The sequence below is a fragment of the Prevotella sp. TCVGH genome, assembly GCF_023522295.1.
GTDB lineage: Bacteria > Bacteroidota > Bacteroidia > Bacteroidales > Bacteroidaceae > Prevotella > Prevotella timonensis.
Map to the genome: position 1 here is coordinate 1 of NZ_QFFX01000137.1, position 1,594 is coordinate 1,594.

The 1,594-nt window shown below is 47.7% G+C and carries 1 protein-coding gene; it reads left to right on the forward strand.

Translation table 11 applies throughout. The features are described 5' to 3' along the window. Positions 1-136 precede the first annotated feature (136 nt). Positions 137-1,423 carry an IS1380-like element IS615 family transposase gene (locus DEM91_RS12450; RefSeq protein WP_007567149.1) on the forward strand — a complete coding sequence of 429 codons (1,287 nt, stop codon included), beginning with the start codon at positions 137-139 and terminating at the stop codon, positions 1,421-1,423. Positions 1,424-1,594 lie beyond the last annotated feature (171 nt).

Consider the following 1,594-nt stretch of genomic DNA (forward strand, 5'->3'; position numbering starts at 1 on the left):
CCTTAATTCCGCAACATAATTGATAATTATTTTTATAAGTTCCTGAGCAACATTTTGTTGCCCAGGTTTTTGCCATGTCAGCGTTTTCACTTACCTTAGTGTTGCGAATCCAAAGACAAAGAAAACCGCAACAGGCATGGCAAAGGTAGCAATAAAATCCGAAAGACTCACTCCTTTTGGAGGCATATTTCCAATCATGGAGCAATTTACCTCCCTTCTCTCCTCTACAATTGACTCAACACTTGGGTTGAGATGCAAACTCTATGGTTATCAATACAGCGAAATCATCCGCTCCCTCCTATGCGTTTACTTCTGCGGCGGTTCTTGCGTTGAGGATGTCACCGCCCACTTAATGAGTCATCTTTCCCTTCACCCCACACTCCGCACCTGTAGCGCCGACACCATCCTTAGGGCAATAAACGAACTGACCCGGGAAAACATCTCATACACGTCTGATGCCGGAAAGTCCTATGATTTCAATACGGCAGACACACTCAACACATTGCTCCTGAATTGCCTGTTGTCCACAGGGCAGTTGAAAGAGGGCGGGGAGTATGACGTTGACTTTGACCACCAGTTCATTGAGGCGGAGAAGTACGATGCAAAGCCCACGTACAAGAAATTTCTTGGTTACAGGTCCGGTGTGGCCGTTATCGGCGACATGATTGTCGGCATAGAGAACAGCGACGGCAACACCAATGTACGCTTTCACCAGAAGGACACGCTAAAGAGGATTTTGGAGAGACTTGAAGAGAAGAAGCTGACAGTCAAACGCTTCAGGGCCGACTGCGGCTCATGCTCTGAAGACATTGTGGATGAGGTCAGGAAGCATTGCAGGACATTCTACATACGCGCCAACCGCTGCTGCTCGCTCTATGATGACATCTTCGCGCTCAGAGGGTGGAAGAAGGAAGAGATAAACGGCATCGTGTTTGAGTTGAACTCCATTCTCGTTGAGAAGTGGAAGGGCAAACCGTATCGCCTGGTAATCCAGAGACAGAGACGCATGGGCAGTGGACCGGACCTGTGGGAGGGGGAATATACATACCGCTGCATCCTGACCAACGATTACGAATCATCCATGAGGGACATCGTGGAGTTCTATAACATGCGCGGTGGCAAGGAACGCGTCTTTGATGACATGAACAATGGGTTTGGATGGGACAGACTGCCTAAATCCTTCATGGCGGAAAATACCGTGTTCCTGCTCCTGACGGCACTGATACGCAATTTCTACAAGGCCATCATGCAAAGGATTGAAGTGAAGAAGTTCGGGCTCAAGGAAACCAGCCGTATCAAGACGTTTGTCTTCAAATTCATTTCAGTACCTGCCAAGTGGATTAAGACCGCAAGGCAATGTGTGCTGAATATCTACACCGACAACCATGCATATGCAGAAGCCTTCAAAACTTCTTCCGGATGATTTACATCACTTGATGGCCACTGATTGCGTATTGCCTCAAGTCGCTTTATGGGGTAAGGGGATGGTATGCGCATTGAAACGGACGCGAGGACTTAATGGTTATCTTACGAATCAAAAGTCCATTTCTCTTTATGTAGGTAGCACTTCGGGAATGGAGTTGCGGATTTAAGG